At 58.7% G+C, this 18209-nt stretch carries 19 protein-coding genes; 6 read left to right on the forward strand and 13 right to left on the reverse strand.

Annotated features, from left to right (window positions below):
• Positions 1-2: 2 nt before the first annotated feature.
• From ACP90_RS24330 to ACP90_RS24350, 5 genes are all read right to left on the reverse strand, one after another.
• Positions 3-707: a CpaD family pilus assembly protein gene (locus ACP90_RS24330; RefSeq protein WP_208993399.1), complete on the reverse strand. Its 705-nt coding sequence runs from the start codon at positions 705-707 to the stop codon at positions 3-5.
• Positions 708-723: 16 nt separating this feature from the next.
• Entirely contained in the window at positions 724-2133 is a 1410-nt protein-coding gene (locus tag ACP90_RS24335; protein ID WP_077290872.1) for a type II and III secretion system protein family protein, read from the reverse strand.
• Between the two features lie 38 nt (positions 2134-2171).
• The gene (gene cpaB / locus ACP90_RS24340) at positions 2172-2942 is read right to left on the reverse strand and encodes a Flp pilus assembly protein CpaB (protein ID WP_062491950.1); all 771 of its coding nucleotides are present in this window, start codon (positions 2940-2942) and stop codon (positions 2172-2174) included.
• Between the two features lie 393 nt (positions 2943-3335).
• Positions 3336-3842 carry a prepilin peptidase gene (locus tag ACP90_RS24345; protein WP_022999752.1) on the reverse strand — a complete coding sequence of 169 codons (507 nt, stop codon included), beginning with the start codon at positions 3840-3842 and terminating at the stop codon, positions 3336-3338.
• 152 nt (positions 3843-3994) lie between these two features.
• Positions 3995-4183, reverse strand: coding sequence for a Flp family type IVb pilin (locus ACP90_RS24350; protein ID WP_022999751.1), 189 nt, complete (start codon positions 4181-4183; stop codon positions 3995-3997).
• A 527-nt stretch (positions 4184-4710) separates the two neighbouring features.
• Here ACP90_RS24350 and ACP90_RS24355 point away from each other — a divergent pair.
• The 5 genes from ACP90_RS24355 (at position 4711) to ACP90_RS24375 (ending at position 9144) form a co-directional block, all read left to right on the forward strand.
• On the forward strand, positions 4711-5175 hold the full coding sequence (locus ACP90_RS24355; RefSeq protein ID WP_055657461.1) for a pilus assembly protein N-terminal domain-containing protein: 465 nt from the start codon (positions 4711-4713) through the stop codon (positions 5173-5175).
• A gap of 27 nt (positions 5176-5202) precedes the next feature.
• Entirely contained in the window at positions 5203-5757 is a 555-nt protein-coding gene (locus ACP90_RS24360; RefSeq protein WP_031268901.1) for a TadE/TadG family type IV pilus assembly protein, read from the forward strand.
• Position 5758: 1 nt separating this feature from the next.
• On the forward strand, positions 5759-6349 hold the full coding sequence (locus tag ACP90_RS24365; protein WP_208993400.1) for a hypothetical protein: 591 nt from the start codon (positions 5759-5761) through the stop codon (positions 6347-6349).
• Between the two features lie 195 nt (positions 6350-6544).
• Positions 6545-7957: a bifunctional enoyl-CoA hydratase/phosphate acetyltransferase gene (locus ACP90_RS24370; protein WP_022999747.1), complete on the forward strand. Its 1413-nt coding sequence runs from the start codon at positions 6545-6547 to the stop codon at positions 7955-7957.
• A 2-nt stretch (positions 7958-7959) separates the two neighbouring features.
• Complete coding sequence (locus ACP90_RS24375; protein ID WP_062490516.1) at positions 7960-9144, forward strand: acetate/propionate family kinase; 1185 nt, start codon at positions 7960-7962, stop codon at positions 9142-9144.
• A gap of 27 nt (positions 9145-9171) precedes the next feature.
• Here ACP90_RS24375 and phnD read toward each other — a convergent pair whose 3' ends face one another.
• A complete protein-coding gene (gene phnD / locus ACP90_RS24380) occupies positions 9172-10116 on the reverse strand; it encodes a phosphate/phosphite/phosphonate ABC transporter substrate-binding protein (RefSeq protein ID WP_062490519.1) in 945 nt (314 codons plus the stop codon).
• Positions 10117-10200: 84 nt separating this feature from the next.
• Between phnD and ACP90_RS24385 the strand changes: the two genes are divergently transcribed.
• Positions 10201-10821: an HAD family phosphatase gene (locus tag ACP90_RS24385; protein WP_062490522.1), complete on the forward strand. Its 621-nt coding sequence runs from the start codon at positions 10201-10203 to the stop codon at positions 10819-10821.
• Between the two features lie 84 nt (positions 10822-10905).
• On the opposite strand, the gene ACP90_RS24390 is transcribed toward ACP90_RS24385, so the two are convergent.
• The 7 genes from ACP90_RS24390 to ACP90_RS24420 all read right to left on the reverse strand — a co-directional run bounded on the left by ACP90_RS24390 (position 10906) and on the right by ACP90_RS24420 (position 18147).
• Positions 10906-11934, reverse strand: coding sequence for a histone deacetylase family protein (locus tag ACP90_RS24390; RefSeq protein WP_062490524.1), 1029 nt, complete (start codon positions 11932-11934; stop codon positions 10906-10908).
• A gap of 54 nt (positions 11935-11988) precedes the next feature.
• Entirely contained in the window at positions 11989-12987 is a 999-nt protein-coding gene (locus ACP90_RS24395) for an aldose epimerase family protein (protein WP_062490526.1), read from the reverse strand.
• 80 nt (positions 12988-13067) lie between these two features.
• Positions 13068-14567: a phosphomannomutase/phosphoglucomutase gene (locus ACP90_RS24400; protein WP_062490529.1), complete on the reverse strand. Its 1500-nt coding sequence runs from the start codon at positions 14565-14567 to the stop codon at positions 13068-13070.
• Between the two features lie 64 nt (positions 14568-14631).
• Complete coding sequence (locus ACP90_RS24405; protein WP_062490531.1) at positions 14632-15138, reverse strand: TIGR02281 family clan AA aspartic protease; 507 nt, start codon at positions 15136-15138, stop codon at positions 14632-14634.
• Positions 15139-15204: 66 nt separating this feature from the next.
• Complete coding sequence (locus ACP90_RS24410; RefSeq protein ID WP_062490533.1) at positions 15205-16104, reverse strand: ribokinase; 900 nt, start codon at positions 16102-16104, stop codon at positions 15205-15207.
• Positions 16105-16210: 106 nt separating this feature from the next.
• Positions 16211-16840 carry a uracil phosphoribosyltransferase gene (upp, locus tag ACP90_RS24415; protein WP_022999737.1) on the reverse strand — a complete coding sequence of 210 codons (630 nt, stop codon included), beginning with the start codon at positions 16838-16840 and terminating at the stop codon, positions 16211-16213.
• A 65-nt stretch (positions 16841-16905) separates the two neighbouring features.
• Positions 16906-18147 carry a DUF1688 family protein gene (locus tag ACP90_RS24420; RefSeq protein WP_062490535.1) on the reverse strand — a complete coding sequence of 414 codons (1242 nt, stop codon included), beginning with the start codon at positions 18145-18147 and terminating at the stop codon, positions 16906-16908.
• Positions 18148-18209 lie beyond the last annotated feature (62 nt).

The raw sequence follows: 18209 nt of genomic DNA on the forward strand, positions 1-18209 counted from the left end.
CCCTAGTCCTCGGCAACTTCGGCGCCGACACCTTCGGTGAAGTCACCCGCGGTGACTTCGCCCTTCCGGTATTTTTCTATGACCACAGCTCGCCGGCCCTGATCGGAAGGATCGGATGCTCTCGGCGTGATCAGGTCGGACGGATTGTCGACCATTGCCGCCAGGTTCGCCTGGCTGGCACATCCGAAGTTCTCGTAGTTGAAGTTTTCGCCGAAGCCGCCGCCGATGTTTTTCGGCCAGGCCCCACACTCGCCCGCAGTTGCCTGCATGCGCGCATAGGACAGGCGGATCGGTGCATCTGCGCCGGGATCACCCACCGAGTAGGTTCGGGTGCTGATCCTGTTCCTTGAAACGCCCCCGCGCTGCAATGCCTGACGGATCTTCGGCGTGATGGAATGAACCGCTGCCTCGTTGGCCCCTCCAGACGGCACCAGGATCTCGACGGATCCGTCGCCCTTTTGCCGGGACTGCTGGCCAAAGGCGGCAATGGTGCTTTCGATCGGCCCGTTGATGTTACGCGTGTTGCGTCCAACAGGGAGATCCAGCGTTTCCGGCTCTTCGGTGATAACGATCGGGTGCATCAGCCTGTAGTCGTGAGATGCCAGAAGCTGGCTCTGCGACTGGTTCTGGCAACCGGCTGCGATCAGGCACCCAAAGACCACAAGTGCGGTTTGCGAGAGCGTCTTGCTGCGGACCGTGTTTGACATGTTCATCCGTCCGTTCTCACTTGTAGATAAAGCCAACCTGACCGTGATAGATGCCTTCGGCGGCGGCTCCGGTCGGGTTGTAGATCTTGTTCAGCCGGTTCAGGAAAATCGTCTCGGCATCCGACGGCGCCATCAGGTTCTTGTCCGGGCGCTGCAGCTTGCTGACTGCAACCGGCTGAACCACGTAAGGCGTCACGAAGACTGCCAGTTCCGTCTGCTCACGCAGGAAGTCGCGGCTCTTGAACAGCGCACCCAGGATCGGGATCTGCATCAGACCGGGGACACCTTCGATCGCCTGCTGATAGGATTCCTGCAGAAGGCCGGCCATCACCAGCGTGCCGCCGGACGGCAGTTCCATGGTTGATTCCGCACGGCGTACCTTCAGGGCGGAAATGGTGATCCCGCCTGCGGAGACTGCGCCATCGTTGCTCAGTTCGCTGACCTCGGTCTTCACACGCAGACTGATCCGACCTTCGGACAGAACCACGGGCGTAAAGTCGAGACCGACACCGAACTTCTTGAACTCGACGCTGATCTCGCCGTCCTGCTGGGAAATCGGGATCGGGAATTCCCCACCTGCGAGGAAACTTGCGTTTTCACCGGAAATCGCCGTCAGGGTCGGCTCAGCCAGTGTGCGGATGACGCCCTCACGCTGCAGGGCTTCCACCTGTGCGGTGATGCTCGTCGCCCCCGCAGACAGCTGCGTACCGCCAACTGCCTGGTTCACGATGGAAGGGTTCACGGTGAAGTTCGGCAGGCTGGACATGAAGGGCGTGAAATTGCCAACGCCGATGGTGCCCTGGAACTGGACGCCGAGCTGCTTGATGATCGAGCGCTCGACTTCCGCAACCGTGACCTTCAGGTGAACCTGATCCTTGCCGGCGACGGAAATCAGGTTGATGACTTCGCTTGCGCCCTTGGCACCTTGAAACTTCGCCGCGATATCCGCTGCCTGCTGGGCTTCCAGCGTGCTTTTGGTCGTCCCGCTGAGCACAACACTGCCGTTGATCGATTCTGCGGAAATGTTGGAACCGGGAATAAGCTTCCGGATGATCCGGGTAATATCGGATGTATCCTTTTCGACACGGACGTCGAAGCTGGCCAGCTCCCGGCCGCTTCGACTGAAAAGAACCAGTCGAGACTGACCCGCGGTGTTGCCGATCACGAAGATGCGGCGCGGTGTTCTGAGGACGGCATCAGCGATTTCCGGGTTGGACACCAGCACATCGGCTGCGTCTTCCGCGAGATTGACCACCACCGACCGGCCGACGCCGACGTTCAGGATGCGGCCCGTTGCCCGTTCACCGGCGGCGATATGGACCTGGCTCGGGAAGTTGCCTTCCGCCTGTGCTGCCGGAGCCGACACTCCCATCAGTCCTCCGAGCAAAACAGCCGTGGCAGCCAGCTTGTGAAGATAGTTTTTCATCGCGCCCCTCTTGCTGGACGTTCTGTTTTCAACCGGGCTCATTGCGCACCTGCCTGGCTTGTCACGCCGTATTTCACGTAGCTGACACCTCGGCGGCGACCGCCCTCATCGTCCGCGTCATCGGCGGAATCCTGGGCACTGCGCAAGGCAAGCGCGATCGTGCCGATCTGCTGCGACTGAGCGACCACCTCGGACTGAGGCAGGGTCAGTTCCAGCGTTGCTGTGCGCTTTGGTGACAGGTTTTTCTGGTCCTGCTCGCCTGCGGTCGTGCTGTCGATTGCCAGGACGCGGATGTTTTCCAGGATCGTTTCGCTGAGAGCGCCCGTATCCGACTTGCGGGTCAGGATCAGGTCGACCTTGTCGCCCGGCAGAATGAAACCGCCTGCCGTTGTTTCCGCTTCCACGCTGACGGCGATTGCGCGTTTGCCTTTGGGCAGGATCGCCGCCATGAAGCCCTTGTCGGTATTAATAAGACGCTCGGGGCGAACGGGCTCACCGGCAAAAATCGGTGCCCGGGCGATTCGGCCTTCATGTTCCTCGTTGGCCAGAGGCGAGGCCTCTTTCGTCACGGCTCCGAAGGGAACGGCATCTTCAGGCCATTTCGCCCAGCTCATGTCGTCCGCCGTGAGTTTGGCACCGAGCGGAATATCCCTTTGGGCAACCAAAACCTGCGTTTTGGTCTGCTCGGCGGCAGGTGCCTGTACGATCTGAGGCTCTGCTGGCTTGTTGCCCGACATCATGACCATGCGGAAAGCGATGATGCCTGCCGCTACAGCAATTGCCAGGACGAAAATTCGCGCGATTTTCATGACCAAAACCCAATATTCCAATGCGCACATGCGCTGTTCCCGACTAGGATGAGGGGTAATTGGTCAAAACATGGTTAATCAGATATGGATGTTTTCGGTTAATATTCGTTAACTTTACTGAACACTTTCTTAAATTGATGCATTCTGCAACGAATACTGGGCCACAACACCGTCTCACAGCTTCAAAGACCGTGTTTTTGCTTATCTGAAACACCTGCAGACAAATTGGAGAACGGCGGCCTGAAGCAGAAAAATCCGTTCGCCGGCTAGCATTTGCCAACCAGGAGCAAATGGCTCACTTCAAAGTGATGACCCATAACGGTAGTCGAACCCCAACAGGTCTTCGGCCAGGCGCGATTCGAACCGGCAGCCAAAGCCCATCAGGACAAGACCTCAACGAATGAGGTCGAACCAATAAGTAGAGGAATAGACCTGAAGACCGGCAATCGCGATTGCGATGCCATAGGGAATGCCGCTTTTGCTGTCATGCAGACGAGCGAACCATTCCTGCCGATAAAGCACGGACGGCACCACCGCATTCTGCCGTAAGGCCAAAAGCCCCAGCGTCAGGAACATGCCGTAGACAGCAACAAAGAGAACGAACATCAGCAGTTCGTGCGAAAAGCCAATCCAGAGCGCAATGGCACTGATGAACTTGACGTCGCCTCCGCCCATCCATCCGAAGGCGAAAAACAGGAAACACGGGGCAAAGACGACCGCAAAGGCGAGTGCATGCATCCCCCAGGCTTGCAACGGCAAGCCTGTCGCGACCGCCAGAATGGCAAACCCAGCGATCAGCAGCAGGGAAACCCGGTTCTGGATAGTCATTGTCAGCAGATCGGATGCGCCGCCAAAGGCGACCAGCATCGGAAAAATGACGAGAATTGCGGCCTGAACCATGGAACATTCGTCTCGTTGAAAACCTGATGCCTCAAGGCTAGGGGGCAGAGGTTAACATTTCGCGGAAATACGGCCCGGCAGAACAAAAAACGGGCGGAAAAACCGCCCGTTCTTGTTCAACCTGTTTGGCAGCTTGAGCCGCCAGACGACGCTTAGGAAGCGATGTCGGTAGCTGCAACGCCGAGCTGCGTCTGAATGCGAGTGAAGATCGCGCTCAGGGACGTACCGGTTGCTGCCAGTGCGCCGATGATGACGATGGACAGCAGGCCAGCGATGAGGCCGTATTCGATTGCAGTTGCGCCAGATTCGTCTTTTACGAAACGGTTGATAAGAGATTTCATGTGTTTTGCTCCAAGTACCACTGAATTGACAGCTTCAAGTCCGTCGGATCTTTTGTGTCCGATTGGACATAGGCTCACCCTAGGACAGAGAGCTTTCCAAGCAGTTAAATTTACCATCCCAGCCAAAAAGAATGCTGGCAATTATTACTATAGTTAACAAGACGTATAGATAAAAATTCGTTAATACGATCAAAAAACTTTAATATAAACACGTATAATTTAATCTCATACAGAATTATCTACATGATCGCGCGATTTGTCCAGTTTGTTTCTTAGATTTTATTTTGGGCTTGATCGGCGTTATACGCTAATTCCCCGAACTTCTATTTTTCTTCCCGCCTCTGAAATTTTACCGAGGGAGAAGAATATCCACGTACCCACGAATAAAGGCAAAACAAACGTAGAATTGTCCCTGAAAAAGCAAAAGAACATCCATTTACACTTCCTTCGCCGGGTCGTTAGCAGATCGTTCACCACGTTTGACGCATGATCTTCTATGGAAATGCACAATTGGAGTATCCATAGGCATGTTTGCGCAGCTAATCAGATGGACAAGCCTTTTCGCCGTTGCCTTTGGCGCAACCGTTGCGGTCGCACAGGACGGCCCTGTGCTTGTTACGGTCGATCGCGCCAAGGTCTTTCGGATCGAGGACGGCGCCGCAGCGGTTATTGTCGGCAACCCCTTTATCGCGGATGTCGCGATGTTCGATCAGAACACCGTCGTCATTACCGGCAAGAGCTACGGCACAACAAACCTCGTGATCCTTGATGGTGACAACAAGCCGATCGTCGACGAAGTCATTACGGTGAAGGCGTCGGATGATGACGTCGTCTCCGTATACAGGAAGGCCTCGCGGGAATCGCTGTCCTGCAATCCGGCATGCGAACCGGTCCTGCGCCTTGGGGACTCGATTGAAGCCTTCAAGGAAACCGCAGATCAGGCAAGCGCACGCAATGATTTGGCGACCAAGGCAGCCGGCGGGCAGCAGTAACGGGTCCCCTAACGGAGTAGTCACCGAATGCGCTTGTTGAAACGGCTCCTCGTCTCGAGACGGAAAAGAGGGCGTGCGTCCTTCGGCAAGAACGACAGTGGCGCTACAGCCGTCGAATTCGCACTGATCGCCCTGCCCTTCTTTACAGTCGTTTTCGGGATCATCGAGGTGGGCCTGTCCCATTTCGTAAACCGGATGGTCGACAATGCCGTGATCAATGCGTCCCGCGAAATCCGCACCGGCCAGGCACATGATGGCGGTTACGATGCTGCCACCTTCAAGACCCGGATTTGCGGTAACCTGCCGGACTTTCTCTGTTCACTGGATCGCCTGGTGGTCGACGTCGACAAGGTCGATGCTTTTGCCTTGGCCAAATCCGCCGGCGAAAGTCTTTACGATGAAGACGGCAACCTGAAGGAAGAGTCCAACTACGAAGACGCCGGTGCGGGCGAGATCGTCGTGGTCAACGTCATCTACAGGTGGCCGATGATCACGTCGCTTCTGTCGCTCAACCTCGCCGATCATGGCAGCGAACGCTATCTCACCTCTACATTGGTGTTTCGAAATGAACCCTGGAACTAAGATGCCTCGTCATTTCGGCCACTTCCGGCGCCGGCTTGCCGGACTGAGGAGCTTCCACGCCGATAAGCGCGCCGTGTCCGCAATCGAGTTTTCGATGATCCTGCCTTTTCTGCTGATCCTGCTGATCGGCATGGAAGAGGTCACCGGCACCTTGAACTATGACCGCAAGGTCAGCCGCATAGCCAACTCGGTCGCCGACCTTGTGGCCCAGGCGCAAACCATTACCCCTGCCGACCTGAGCGCCATGATGGCTCTGGGTGGAAAGATCCTGGATCCTTATCCGGATACCAATCTGGAAACGATTGTCGCCAGTGTAACCTTCGACGAGGACGGTGATCCCGCTGTCGACTGGAGCTATTCGTCCAAGGGCGGCAGCCCGTGGGCGGAAGGGTCGACACCGCCGATCGAACTGCCTGCCACGGTGGCCGCAGCGAACACTTCCATCGTCGTGACGCAGGCCAACCTGAACTATGTGCCGACGTTCTCCGGTCTTTTTACCGAGTATTTTTCCAGGGCGTCCTCGATCGACCTGAGCGATACCTATTATCTGCGCCCGCGATTGACCGATACCGTCAAGTGTCCGGCCTGCTGAAGATAAACGCCGAACGCCTTGGAAACGGGCATTGCAGCGCCAGAACGTGTCTGTTTCGCGTTACGTGATCCCGTTTCAATCGGTCGGACACGCGCCTACGCTAACTCCCGTATTTGTAACGTCGCACATTCCGGCTAATCTGCTCCGGAATGCTGCGTCGCAATATGCACTTTTAAGTATGGGATTTTTGAACCGATGGCGACAAACAAGACTTACGATCAGATCAAGGTCGGCGATACCGCAGAAATCGTCCGCGAATGCTCCTCCAACGACCTTCTGGTTTTCGCGCACGCTTCCGGCAATCACAATCCGATACATCTTCCCGACACGGACTGGACCGGCGATGGCCTGGTCGACAAACCGGTAGCACCGGCCATGTGGGTCGGGGGGCTTGCCTCCGCGGTGCTCGGCAACATCCTTCCCGGACCCGGCACGATCTACAAGGCGCAGTCGTTCCGCTTTCTGAGCGGAGCTGCGGTCGGCGACAAACTGCATGTCAGGGTCACGGCAACCGAAAAACGTCCGGACAACATTGTCCTGTTCGACATGTCGGTAACACGGGGAGACGGTACCCGCCTTGTTGAAGGCGTTGCCGAAGTCGCCGCGCCGACAGAGCTTATCGAATTCGATTCCAGCGACATTCCGGCGATCCTGGTGCAGCGCCACCGGCACTTCAACCGGATGATCGAACTGGCAAAGACCCTGCCTGCCTTGCCGACCGCGGTGGCTGCACCGGACGATCCCAACTCGCTGGAAGGTGCCTTGATGGCCGCCCGCGAGGGGTTGATCATGCCGATTCTGATTGGCGCGAAGAGCCGGATTGAAGCTGCAGCCAAAGAACTCGACGAAGATCTCGGTCCGTATGAGCTGATCGATATCGAAGATGAAATGGAAGCGGCCGGCCGTGCCGTTGCGCTGGTCCATGAAGGCCGGGTCAAGGCCGTGATGAAGGGCCACCTTCACACCGACCATCTTCTGCACCACGTGGTCAAACGCGATGGCGGGCTCCGAACCAAGCGGCGTATCAGCCATGTCTTCGTGATGGACATCCCGGGCCGCAAGACCCCGGTCCTGATTTCGGATGCTGCAATCAACATCACGCCCGACCTCAACACCAAGGTCGACATCACCCAGAACGCCATTGACGCCGCCCTGTCTCTCGGCCTGGAAATGCCGCGTGTCGGGGTCCTGTCCGCCATCGAAACCGTAAACCCGGCGATCCCGTCCAGTCTCGATGCGGCGGTTCTTTCCAAGATGGCCGAACGTGGACAAATCACCGGTGCGATCGTCGACGGTCCCCTGGCAATGGACAATGCGGTCGATGTGCAGGCAGCCCGGACCAAGGGCATCACCTCGCTGGTTGCCGGACATGCAGAGGTCCTGATCGTGCCGAACCTGGAATCGGGCAACATGCTCGCGAAGGAATTGACCTTTATCGCCCACGCGGAAGCGGCCGGGCTGGTGATCGGAGCGAAGGTCCCCATCATGCTGACGAGCAGAGCCGACGACAGCCGGGCCCGCCTCGCCTCCTGTGCCCTCGCCCTGCTCTACATGCACTGGCAGGCAACCGGCAATCCGGCAGGTATCCTCGACCGGGACGGCGAGTAACCATGGACCCGGTCATTCTTGTCCTTAATTCGGGCTCATCCTCGATCAAGTTCACCCTCTATTCGGGTGACACCGTTCAACTCAAGGGGCAGATTTCCGGACTGGGTGCCCAGCCGCATATCTCCCTTGCCTCACGGGTTTCCGACACAAGGGTGGACCGGCAACTGTCCGCGGACGAAGGCAGAAGCCACGGGGCGTCGCTCGCGGCGCTGTTACCGGTTCTGGAACAGGAACTTGGAGGACGCAGTGTCGATGCAGTAGGTCATCGGGTCGTCCACGGCGGTGTCACCCACACCGAACCGGTTCGCCTGACGGCTGAGATCCTTGAGGACCTAAAGGCGCTCGAACCGCTTGCGCCCCTGCATCAGCCGCATAACCTGGCAGGGATCACTGCAGCCAGAGAAGCCTTTCCAGAGGCCATGCAGGTCGCCTGTTTCGATACCGCCTTTCATCGCAGCCACCCATGGGTCAACGATACCTTCGCCCTGCCCCGGCCTCTCTATGACGAAGGTGTACGCCGCTACGGCTTTCACGGCCTGTCCTACGAGTACATATGCTCCTATCTGAAGCAGGTTCATCCTGAAATCTATAAAGGCCGGTTAGTCGTCGCCCACCTCGGCAACGGCGCCTCCATGTGCGCTATTCGAGAAGGCCAGAGCATCGGGTCGACGATGGGCTTCACCGCGCTTGACGGCTTGCCGATGGGCACGCGCTGCGGCCAGCTCGATCCGGGCGTGGTGCTGTATCTGCTGACGACAAAGGGCATGAGCCCAGATGCGGTCTCCGACCTGCTGTACAAGCAGTCCGGGCTCAAGGGGCTTTCCGGCATCAGCCAGGACATGCGCACCTTGACGCAGAGCGACGATCCGAAAGCCGCCGAAGCCATCGATTATTTCGTCTTCCGCATCCGGCGGGAACTCGGAGGCATGGCCGCCGTTCTGAGCGGTCTCGACACAGTGGTCTTTACCGGTGGAATCGGCGAGAACGCTGCCCTGGTCCGTGAGAAGGTCTGTGCCGGTCAGGAATGGCTCGGTCTTGAAATCGACCCGGTCCGGAACGAGGCTGGAGCGGAGATGATCTCCACCGACACCTCCAGCATCAATGTACTGGTCATTCCGACCGACGAAGAAGCAATGATCCGGCGCCACACCGAACGGCTTCTGGGCAGCGCCGCCGCTGGTGCCTGACGATCGTTCAAACGCTGCAGGGTTCCTTCAGCGGCCTGCTGGATCCAGCAGCGTGGCGTAATCGTCCTCGTAAGTGCGCAGCACCGGCCGGTAGTCGGCATGCACCACAGGCTCGAAACCGCCCGGCAGGTCCGGTTCTATGGCCAGATAGGCGTCGGGTGCTTCCCGGCGCATGTCCATCAATCCGGCCCTGAGACGCCGTTTCAACGCGTCAGGCAAATCCTTGCGCACGCTGTGAGCGGAATAGGGGATCGGCGGCGAGCGCCAGACGATTTCCAGATCCTTGAAACCGCGTTCTCCCGAAACATAAAAATCATTGAGTGTTCCGGCCGTATAGCCATTCTTTGCCTCCCCCGCCAATGACGACCAGCCAAGGGTCGCATCGACCCGGCCGTCCAGAACGGCGCGGAGGCCCTCAACAGGGTCCTTCACCTCAACAAGAGTGCTGAAATGCGCGCGCGCGTCAACACCGTCAGCCGCCAGATTGGCGAGCGGAACACGATAACCGGTCACGGAGTCGGTACCACCGACAGCAAGGCGCTTCCCCTTGAGGTCTGCCAGGGTTCCCTGCTCTGCGCCGCGCTTCGCGATCAGAATGGCGTAAAAGCGCGCTGGAAAATCATCCGGAGCGGCGGTGACCAACGGCTCTACGCAACTGCAGAGCTGATGCACGGCAGCATAAGCAGATGGTGAAAGGCGAGCATAGTCGATCTTTCCGGAAGCAAGCGCCTCAACAGCATCGGCCATGGTATCCATCAGAAAGAGGTCAACCGGCAGGTCGGCAATTTCCTCAAGCGCGAGGCGGAAAGGCTCCACCCGGTCCCGGGCCCCTTCATCTGCCGCCACGACAACACCGAGGCGCAGCCGATCGGGCATGGTCTCCGGATCCTGTGCACTGGCGGTGGCAGCGGTGAGAAAGACTGCCGCGAGAATGGGGGCCAGCCAGCGGAACAGGAGATTTACAAGTGCCATATTGCCGACATAACCTTCTGATGAAACTTGCAAAATTTTATCTCGCCTTTTGAACAACTTCCGCCAGAAAACCGGATCGACCACATGAACGATGCTATCACGACCGTCGTCTTCGATATAGGGAATGTCCTGATCGAATGGAATCCCGAATATCTCTATCGCGAGCTCATTCCCGATGACGATGTACGCGAAGACTTCCTGACGACAGTCTGCACAATGGAGTGGAACCTGCAGCAGGATCTTGGCCGACCCTGGGCGGAAGCCGTCGATGTTCTGTCCCGCCAGCATCCGGACAAGGCCGAGCTTATCGCCGCCTACAGCGATCGTTGGCACGACATGGTGCCCGGCGAAATTCCCGGTACGCCTGACATGCTTGCAGAGCTCAAGGCCCAGGGGACGCCCCTTTATGCAATTACCAATTTTTCAGAAGACAAGTTTGTCCAGGCCCAGGAACGGTTTCCGTTTCTGAAGACCAGCTTCCGCGACATCGTCGTCTCCGGCGCTGAAAAGGAAATCAAGCCCGGCCTGCGCATCTACGAAATCCTGCTGGAGCGAAACGGACTGACCGCCGCGCAATGCCTTTTCATCGATGACAGCGAGCGCAATGTCGAGGCTGCCAGAGAAGCCGGCATGTCAGCCCATCACTTCAAGGGGGCTGAGGGTCTGCGCGCGGAACTGAAACAGCTTGGTCTGCTGAACGGGTAATTGCCACGAGGAGGCGACCAATATTTGGGAGGCGGCAAGGCCGCCTCTCAGGATCCGTCGCACTCAAGTCCCGGCGAAGAGGTCTTATCCCTCGAAGCCTTCAAGCACATTGACGCAATTGGTCCCCAGTGCGTCGACCGCATAGCCGCCTTCCATCAGGAAGATGGTCGGAACGCCGACCTTGGCGAGCCTCTGGCCAAGCCGGATGTAGTCTTCACTCTTGAACTTGAAGCCGGAGATCGGATCGTTCTCGTAGCAATCCATGCCAAGCGAGACGATCAACGCTTCTGGCTTGTACACCAGCAGCCAACGGCAGGCTTCCTCGAGTGCCGGTGTGTAGCTGTCCCAATCGGTGCCGAGCGGCAAAGGCCAGTTACGGGTGAACCCGGTACCGGCATGTTCACCGGTCTCGTCGGCAAACCCGAGAAAATAGGGATATTCGTGTTTAGGGTCGGCATGGATCGACAGGAACAGGATGTCCGGCCGGTCATAGAACAGCGCCTGGGTACCATTGCCATGGTGGTAGTCGACATCCAGGATTGCGATACGATGCAGTCCGTAGTCCCGAAGATACTGCGCCGCGACAGCAGCGTTGTTGAAAAAGCAGTATCCACCGAAGAAGTCATAGCCCGCGTGGTGTCCCGGTGGCCGGCAAAGCGCGAAAGCCGCTTTCTCGCCATCGAGAAGCAGGCGGGCCGCAGTCAGGGCCGTGTCGGCGGACGCCCGCGCCGCCTTGTAGGTGTTTTCGCCGAGCGGCGTACCGGCATCCATCGAGTACCGTCCGAGCAGGCCGTCGATATGTTCGACCTGAACATCCTGACGCAGGCTGCGGATGGGCCAGACAAAGGGAAAGGCTTCGCGCGACCGCCCTGCGGCCGTCCATCTTTCCCAGAAGCTTTCCAGAAACGAAACGTATTCGGGAGCGTGGACCCGGTGCAGCGGACGGACGGGGAATTCCTCCGGCGTAACGATTTCACCGACATTGCGCTCCCGCACGGTCTTGAGCACGATTTCGGCGCGGCTCGGGATCTCGACAGCAGGCTTCAGTTCGCCGTCTGATATTTCCTGCGCCGGTGCATGCGCGAGCTGGGTGTTTGAAAAAACCGTCTTCACGAGTTGCCCCCAAGTCCCCTGTTGTCTCACACAGCAGCGCTAATGTAACCCATTTCAGGAAAAACGGAATTCCGTAACATGAGTATAAGTCTCTGAGGGCTGTAACAAAACCGGTGTGAACCCGTCGTGATTGACGCTGTCCGGCCATCGCTGCGCTTCAAGACACAGCCCGGCATGGGCCCCATAGTGTCTGTCGTCCAGCCCGGGAACCGTCACCGAGATCCGCTGCGCATCATAAAGCTGCAGGCCGGGTTCGCTCGTCCAGACTTCCATGCGGCGATTGCCGGAACCGTCTTCGAGGGCAGCAGCGAATTCCACGCCCTCGCGTGGTGCATCCGCAAGGCAGAAGTTGTGATCGAAGACCACGTTCTCCTCACCCGCCTTGCGCCGCAGTTTGCGCCCATCGCGGAAGTCGTATGGCGTCCAGGCCACGTTGCGGATCTCGCCGGTCGGGATCAGCGCCTCGTCCACGGGCAGATAGGTCTCCGCTGCGATTTCCAGCGTATGGTCCAAAATATTGCTGCTGCCATCCAGATTGAAATAGGCGTGCTGGGTCAGATTGACCGGCGTCGTCTTGTCGGTGGTTGCGGTGATTTTCAGACGCAGCGCACCGGTGCCGGTCAACGTATAGCGGGCAAGCACTTCCACCCGGCCCGGATACCCCATATCGCCGTCTTCGGAGACAAGCTTCAGCAGGACACTGGCCTTGTCGTGCTGCTCTACCTGCCAGACCCTGCTGGAGAAGCCGAGCGAACCACCGTGAAGGTGGTTGATACCCCGTTCGTTCTGGTCGAGTTGATAGGTAACCCCGTCTATCGTCATCCGGCCACCGCCGATCCGGTTGGCGCAGCGCCCGGCAATCACGCCGAAATAGGGCGAATGATCCAGATAGCTCTGGAGATCGTCAAAGCCCAGCACCACCGTCTCACCATCGACCTTGAGGTCGCGGATGATGCCTCCCAGGGTGAGGATGGATGCAGCCAGAGACCCTTTTGCCAGCGTAATTTCCTGGACAACGGTCCCGTCTGGCAGAACCCCAAATTCCTTGATCATGAAAGTCTCCGGCGAGAAGGCGGCAGGATGCGCAAAAGGCGGCAGAACTATCCGCCGCCTTTCGTCAATCGGTCAAGTGGTCAGAGCGTCTGGTTGTAGTCGCCCACTTCCGAGTTTTCGCGCAGAACGCCGTCGACAGCCTTGAACATGGCGTGGAGCCGGTCTTCCGAAACCGGGCTCTCGACCACGACCACCAGCTCCGGCTTGTTGGAGGAGGCACGCACAAGGCCCCAGGTTCCGTCTTCACTGACGACGCGAACGCCGTTGACGGTGATCAGGTCGGTGATCGACTGTCCGGCAACCGTTTCGCCCTTGGCTTTCATATCCTGGAAACGGGCGACAACCCGGTCGACGACGTCGTACTTGATTTCGTCGTCGCACTTGGGAGCCATAGTTGGCGACCCCCAGGTCTTGGGAAGATCCCGGCGCAGGTCTGCCATCGTCTTGTCCGGGTTACGGTCAAGCATGTCGAGGATGGCAATGGCCGAAACGAGCCCGTCATCATAACCGCGGCCAATCGGTTTGTTGAAGAAATAGTGGCCGGATTTCTCGAACCCGACCATGGCATTCAGTTCTGTGACGCGGCGCTTGATATAGGAGTGACCGGTCTTGAAATAGTCGGTCTTGGCGCCGTTGGCCTTCAGCACAGGATCCGTGTGGAACAGGCCGGTGGATTTCACATCGACCACGAACTGGGCACCGGGATGAAGCGCGGAGATATCGCGCGCAAGCATCACGCCGACCTTGTCGGCGAATATTTCCTCGCCTTCATTGTCAACGACACCGCAGCGATCGCCGTCGCCGTCGAAACCAAGTCCGACTTCCGCACCGACTTCCAGAACCTTGTCACGAAGCGCGTGGAGCATCTTCATGTCTTCCGGGTTCGGGTTATAGCGCGGGAAGGTGTGATCCAGCTCGGCATCAAGCGGGATGACTTCGGCGCCGATCGCCTCCAGGATCTTCGGTGCGAAGGCACCGGCAGTGCCGTTGCCGCATGCCGCGACCACCTTGATCGGGCGCTTCAGCTTGGCCCGGTCGGTGAGATCCTTGAAATAGACATCCGGGAAACCGTCGACAAAGCGGTAGCTGCCGCCGCCCTTCAGGTCGAAGGCCGCTTCCAGAACGATGTCCTTCAGCCGGCCCATTTCATCGGGACCAAAGGTGAGCGGACGGTCGATGCCCATCTTGACGCCGGTCCAGCCGTTGTCGTTGTGCGACGCCGTAATCATGGCGACCGCCGGAACATCGAGCGCGAACTGCGCGAAATAGGCCATCGGTGACAAGGCCAGGCCAATGTCGTGCACGTTGATGCCGGCCGCCAGAAGGCCGTTGATCACCGCCATCTTGATGGAGGAGGAATAACCCCGGAAATCATGACCCACCACGATGTCCGGGCGCACGCCACGTTCGTGAATGAGCGTGCCGATGCCCATACCGAGCGCCTGCATGCCCATCAGATTGATTTCCTTTTCGAAAAGCCAACGCGCATCGTATTCACGGAAACCCGTGGGCTTCACCATTGGAAAGGATTCATATTCAAAAGTGTTCGGAACCAATTTCGGACGCGGTTTCGGAAACATCAATGCCTCTCAAAGCAAGGAAGAAGAACGGAACTGGGTAATTACCTAAACACGGTATGACAATTCACTGCACCAGTACAAGCGTGCCATCGGAGATGTCAAACCGCTTCATTTGGTTGAGAACGGACATGCCGAGCAGGGGTTCCCCGAGGCTTTGATCTTTCAACACAAGTGTGTCGACATTGCGTAGCCGGATCTTTCCAATGCGCAAATTGTCAATGGTCGCCCTGGCGCCACGAACTGTGCCGTTTGCCGTCTGGATCGCGTATTTGTAGTCGGTCGAATTCAGGAAGATTCCGATGCTCTCGGCAAGCGATTCCGGCAAAACGGTGACGGTTGCACCGGTGTCGACCAGCATGTCCACCGCACGGCCGTTCAGATAGGCATCCGCCACGAAATGCCCCTGCCTGTTGGCCGATATTCGGTGGCTTCGCTCGCCGGCCTCGTCCACGTCCTGATCTTCGGCCACCGGGTCGCTGCTCACCAGCACCTCAAGCCTGTTTTCCAGCAGATACGCCGCAAGCGGGACGATTGCCATGCAGGCCAGAAAGATGATGACAAAGCGCGACATGCAGGGTCTCGACGTTGCGTGAGCCCCCTGATTATCACGGTTTCCTTAGCGGCCTGTAAAACAGCATCAGGCAATCGTGTCGGCCAGCCGGGCAATATCCTCCAGATGCGGTGCACTGGACTGGGCCCCTGTCACGGTGCAGGCAAGCGCACCGGCGGCGGCACCTTCCTTCAAGGCACGTTCGAAGGACGTCTTGCGATCGAGAGCGGCAGCCAGAGCGCCGCAAAAGGCATCGCCCGCACCGGTCGTATCCACCGCGTTGACGGCAGGAGAAGCGAAGCGATAGCGCGCGGTTGGCGTTCGGGCGAGAACACCGTCCGCGCCAAGGGTGACGATGACGTTCCGGCCACCTTCCGCCAGCTTCAGCGCGAATGTTTCCGTGTCACCGGCAATGCCGAGACGTCCCCCGATCTCTGCCGCCTCGCTCACATTGACCACAACCGTACCGGCAACATCCAGACAGGCACTCAGGTCGCCCTCAGGCACAGGAGCCGGGTTCCAGATGACCGTGCCTGCCGCATCCCGGGCGAGCCTGGCACCTTCGGTCACCTCAACCAGAGGCACCTCTCCCTGAACGAGCAGTGTCTGACCAGGCTCAAAACCGCCTTCCAGCCAGGAGGCTTCGACACGCGCATTGGTGCCGCTGGCGACGATGATCTGGTTTTCCCCTGCGGGATCGATACCGATCAGGGCAAGGCCGGTCGACCCGGCCATGGTGCGAACGCCTGAAAGATCGACGCCGGCTTCGCGCAGATTAAGCAGCGCGAGTTCGGCAAAACTGTCCTGTCCAACCGCGCCGATGAAACGAACGTCGGCCCCTGCCCGCCTGGCAGCCAATGCCTGGTTGGCGCCTTTCCCACCTGGAAATGTCTGGTGATCGCGACCGCTCACCGTTTCGCCGGCAGTCGGCAAGCGGGGCACGGCAACGACCAGATCCAGATTGATGGAACCAAAGACCGTAATCATGTCGCCTCCCCTTTTTTTACAAAAGGTTAGACACCGCACGCCCAAGCGCAACAAAAAAGCGCGGAAGTTTCCCTCCGCGCCTTCAGCCGTCTGTTTTGTCGGCCGGTTACTTCGTGCCGTACATTCGGTCGCCGGCGTCGCCAAGGCCCGGGACGATATAGCCCTTCTCGTTCAGCTTCTCGTCGATGGAGGCGGTGTAGACCGGCACGTCCGGGTGGTTCTCGGTGAAATTCTTGACGCCCTCAGGTGCTGCGAGCAGGCAGAGGAAGCGGATGTTGTTGGCTCCCCGCTCCTTGAGCTTCTGAACTGCTGCAATCGCCGAGTTGGCGGTGGCCAGCATCGGATCGACCACGATCACCAGACGCTCGTTCAGGTCTTCCGGAGCCTTGAAGTAATACTCCACCGGCTGCAGCGTCTGCGGATCGCGGTAAAGGCCGATGTGCGCCACGCGCGCCGACGGAACCAGATCCAGCATGCCTTCCAGAAGTCCGTTGCCCGCACGCAGAACGGAAGCGAATACCAGCTTCTTGCCGGCCAGGGTCGGCGCCTGCATTTCGGCAAGCGGCGTCTCGATGGTCTGGTAGACGAGCGGCAGGTCGCGGGTGACCTCATAGCAGAGCAGCGTGGAGATTTCCCGCAGCAGGCGCCGGAACCCCTGGGTGGACGTTCCCTTGTCGCGCATGATGCTCAGTTTGTGCTGAACCAGCGGGTGGCTGATGACAGTGGCTCCGGACATATCTGCCTCTCTTCTCAATGGGGCCATAACACCGGCCCGGTCTCATGATTTTTTATGTTCGGGACCTATGCCCCGAACGGCAACCAAAAAACAGACCCCGGGTTCATGAAGTGCCCGAGTTTTTTCGCTTCCTGCGGGTGTCCTTGCAAATAAATGCCGCCAGCCCGGCTGGTTCCGCCTTCCAGGATGCAGGTGAGCGGCAATTGATCCTGATGAACCTTGAGCTCGTGCCGCAGCAGTTCGGCCAGCCTGTCGGTGAGCGCAAGCGCCACAGCGCGGATTTCGACCATCCGGTCGCGTTCGGCCTCTGCTGACAGCACCGTGTCCGGCTCGAGAATTTTCAGGACACCGGCGTCGAGGAACAGGGCCGCGTGGGCAGGATTGGCCGGCGGCGTCAGTGCCTCCAGTCCGGAGACTTCAAACCCGGCCCAGGCAAGAGGTTCGATCAGTGAATAAACCATCTCCTGGGCAGCCAGATGGAACGGCACAACAGTTCTCTCGGAAACCGCACCCCGCTGGTAATGCTCGAAGCTGTCGCCATAGACCATGTTGCCGTCGCCAGCGCCGCCGTCCCACAGCGGACAAAGCGATTCCAGCACGCGGTCGAGCAGATCCCTTGCCGAAACCACGCCATCGCTTTCCTTTGCCATCCGAACTGCAAGACGGCCTGGACGGGTCTCGTCCCCTTCTCCGAAAAGATCCGGCCGCAGGGCAAGCGCTTCACCGAAGCGTTTCAGATGGCGCTGCATCGCCTCGAGCAGGTCGTCATCCTCCCTTGCGTCCCACTGCAGGCCTTCGGAGAGTTCCATCCGGTCCATCTGCACGAGCGTCTGCGCATCGACGCGATAGGGATCGGTCATTTCACCGGAAAAGGAACCTGCCGCGAACATGTGAAAGGCGGCCAGTGCCGAAGCCTCCTGGCCGGTCGCCTCGGTCTCAGTCATCCTGTCCTCGAAAACCCAGCCCTCGGGGTGGCGGGTTTTCATGTAGGTACCCAGGATGGCAAGGTCGGCTGCAGCGGCAAGCATTTCTTCGGCGGTTTCAAACCCGCGCGCATTTGCCAGCGCACCCCAGCGGTCGATGCCGCCGGCCTCGTAATTCCGCCAGATGCCATAGGGTGGAATGTGAAAATCCGGATAATTTTCCCGAGTTGTTTCAAGCACCTTGGCCAGGGCTGTTTCGAGCAGGTCCGGAACCGCTTCGACATGGGCGAGTTTGCCATCTGTGGCGAGCTTTAAAAGCTCATAGGCTTTTTCCCGAACATGCTGCGGCCGGAACAGGGACAAGGCTGGTTGGGTATCGGTCATGGAAATCGCCGGATCTGGAAAGGATTGTGTGAAAAGACGCTGCCCTCGCCTATCTGCCCACC

This window comes from Labrenzia sp. CP4 (assembly GCF_001579905.1).
Lineage (GTDB): Bacteria > Pseudomonadota > Alphaproteobacteria > Rhizobiales > Stappiaceae > Roseibium > Roseibium algicola.